This is a genomic window from Ornithinibacillus halophilus, assembly GCF_900129485.1.
GTDB lineage: Bacteria > Bacillota > Bacilli > Bacillales > Amphibacillaceae > Ornithinibacillus > Ornithinibacillus halophilus.
This window is the reverse complement of the sequence record NZ_FQVW01000097.1, coordinates 1-2,687: the sequence shown is the minus strand read 5'-3', so window position 1 is coordinate 2,687 and position 2,687 is coordinate 1. Positions and strand designations below refer to the sequence as shown.

Genomic DNA, 2,687 nt, shown 5'->3' with positions numbered 1-2,687 from the left:
AATGACTTTTTAGTTATGTCCCAACCTCTTTTTAATAAACTTTATTTCATAATCATATCGAGATATTCTTCTAAGGTTAGGTTATTATCCATAATGGTTGCTGCTGCTTTATTACCAACATAACGAATGTGCCATGGTTCATATTGGTACTGAGTTATCTCTTCTTTTCCTTCCGGATAGCGGATGATGAATCCGTAATCTGCAGCATTTTCTTCCAACCATAAACCTTCAGCTGTGTCTCCAAAATCTGTTACTAGGGTGTAATTGACACTGTCGCTGGTAACGTCCATTGTAAGTCCAGTTTGGTGTTCACTTTCCCCTGGACGTGCACTAAACGTATTTGCTTGTGCTTCTCCATGAACACTAACATAATTTGCAAATAAGTTTTTCTGTGTCTTGTAGGAACGATAGCCCGATTGTGCAAATAAGGCAATACCATCTTCATCAGCTGCCAAGAACATGCTTTCTAATGCTTCTGCAGCAACTTTACGCATTTGCTTTTTTGGTAAATCTTCTATAAATGGAAAGCGAACATCTGGAACTACAAGGTCATCCGGGATGTAATCACTAGGTAGAGCATGGTTTTTATTAACTAATGCTAGAACTTCATATGGATTGTTAATCACCACAGTTTCTTCGTCTAACGATTGATTTTCTTCAAAACCGATTGCAGATCCAGGTTTTATTTCTATTTCCCCCGAATCAACCAATTTTAGTACTTCTAGTGTTTCTATGTCATAGATTCCTGTTACCAATAATTCTTCGGATTGTAATTGTAAATCTGTAATAGCCCAAACAGTTTGAACATCAAATCTATCAGTTATTTCTAATGGATAACCTAAGTCAATTAATACTTGCTGTAAAGTTCGTACAGCTTCTCCTTCATCGCCTTTCTGTAGTTCAATTTCTGATAGTAAGGTGATGGAGTTGTCATTTTCATCCTTATCCTCTTGTTCAGTATTTTCCTCTTCTGAATTTGTATCTGATTCATTATCCTCGTTATTAATCGGGTCTGAAACTACCTGATCCTGATCATCATCATTATTATTATTATTATTATTTTCATTTACTGTACTTGAATCAGTACAACCAGCGATGATTAGGAGAGACATTATTCCTAATCCAATTAAAATTGTGTATTTCTTCAATATAATTCTCCTCTTTTAATTTGTCTCGTATTCCCATGTAAAGTGGGAATCTATTCTTATGTTGTTAATGGGTTTAGGAAAGTGCTCTTTCTATATATCTATAATTATATCATTTATAAAAAAGGTATGAATGAAGAAATTTAAAAGTTAGATTCAATGGTCGGGTATACTGTGCATTTCTGTGACATTAAACTAATTATTATCATATGAATATTAGAGAGAAAAATAGGGATGTGAGTTGGATGACAAGAGCAATGAGTGAAGCAAGACCAGTCATAAATTATAACTATGCTGTCATTACAGGAATATTATTTTGGTGTGCGTTAATAGTGGTTTCTAGTGTTTATGTCACTACTCCTTTAATAAAGCCATTTGCTGATGAGTTTCAAGTGACGCAATCCGTATCTGCTTGGACTAGTAGCTCTTTTTCACTTTTTTATGGGCTCGGCTTTTTATTATTTGGCCCTTTAGCAGATCGTTATGGAAGAAAACAGATTATTGCATTTGGTATGTTGGCATTGACATTATTTACATTATCCATTGGATTAATCAATTCGTTTGTGTGGTTAGTTATTCTTAGAGGTATACAAGGCTTTGTCGCTGCAACTTTTGCACCTACAGCGCTAGCCTATGTTTTTGATATCTATCCAAAACATAAGATTGTTACAGCAGTGGGTTTTATAAGTTTTGGGTATGTTACGTCTGGTATTTTTGGTCAAGTATTGGGAGATGTAATTAATCAAACGTTTGATTGGCAAATTGTATTTGTTGTGTTTTCGGTCTTATATTTGGTCACTTTTCTTCTAGTATGGCTAGTCTTACCTTCCTCTGAAATTAGTGGAGGAACAAAGGGGATTCAATATTATGTACACCAAGCAAAAATTATACTTACCCAAAAGAACTTTATTTATTGTTATATCATAACGGTATTTTTGTTGTTAACTTTTATAGGAATGTATACAGTATTAGGGGATTACTTAAGTAATGCTCCATTTCATCTGACAGAAAAGCAAATACTTTATATTCGAGCTGTTGGAATCATAGGGATGGTTTTATCACCTTTGACCGGATTAATTGTTAAAAGACTTGGGCTTATGGAAACGTTACGTGTTGGATTGGCTGTTGCTGCAGGAGGGTTATTTCTTTTAGGAATCGGCTCTAATATGATTATTATAGTTTTAACTAGTATTATTTACGTAGCAGGTATTTCAATGATATTTCCTTCCATAATGATGCTTGTTGGAGAGTTAGGTGGAAAACAAAGAGCACTTGCTAATTCTTTTTATGCATTTATGTTATTTATAGGAGCCATGATAGGGCCAATTATAGGTATAGCACTTATGAATGCAGTGACCTTCTTTCTAACCTTCAGCATACTAGCTAGCTTATTAGTAATTGGATTCTTAGTCTCATTTATGATCAAACGTTAAAGTGATAAAGAGGATGGGACAAAAGTATTTTAATAAAGCACAAACCCGAACAATGTTATGTTTGGTAAAAATCATCGCTACGGAAATATACTTCGCTTTCCGTGGGCGG

The 2,687-nt window shown here is 34.4% G+C and carries 2 protein-coding genes; one reads left to right on the top strand and one right to left on the bottom strand.

Annotation, left to right across the window (positions count from 1 at the left end; translation table 11 throughout):
* Nucleotides 1–41: 41 nt before the first annotated feature.
* Nucleotides 42–1,148: a D-alanyl-D-alanine carboxypeptidase family protein gene (locus tag BUB12_RS17320; RefSeq protein WP_084063400.1), complete on the bottom strand. Its 1,107-nt coding sequence runs from the start codon at nucleotides 1,146–1,148 to the stop codon at nucleotides 42–44.
* A 242-nt stretch (nucleotides 1,149–1,390) separates the two neighbouring features.
* Here BUB12_RS17320 and BUB12_RS17315 point away from each other — a divergent pair, with 242 nt between their 5' ends.
* Complete coding sequence (locus BUB12_RS17315) at nucleotides 1,391–2,578, top strand: MFS transporter (RefSeq protein ID WP_234982748.1); 1,188 nt, start codon at nucleotides 1,391–1,393, stop codon at nucleotides 2,576–2,578.
* Nucleotides 2,579–2,687 lie beyond the last annotated feature (109 nt).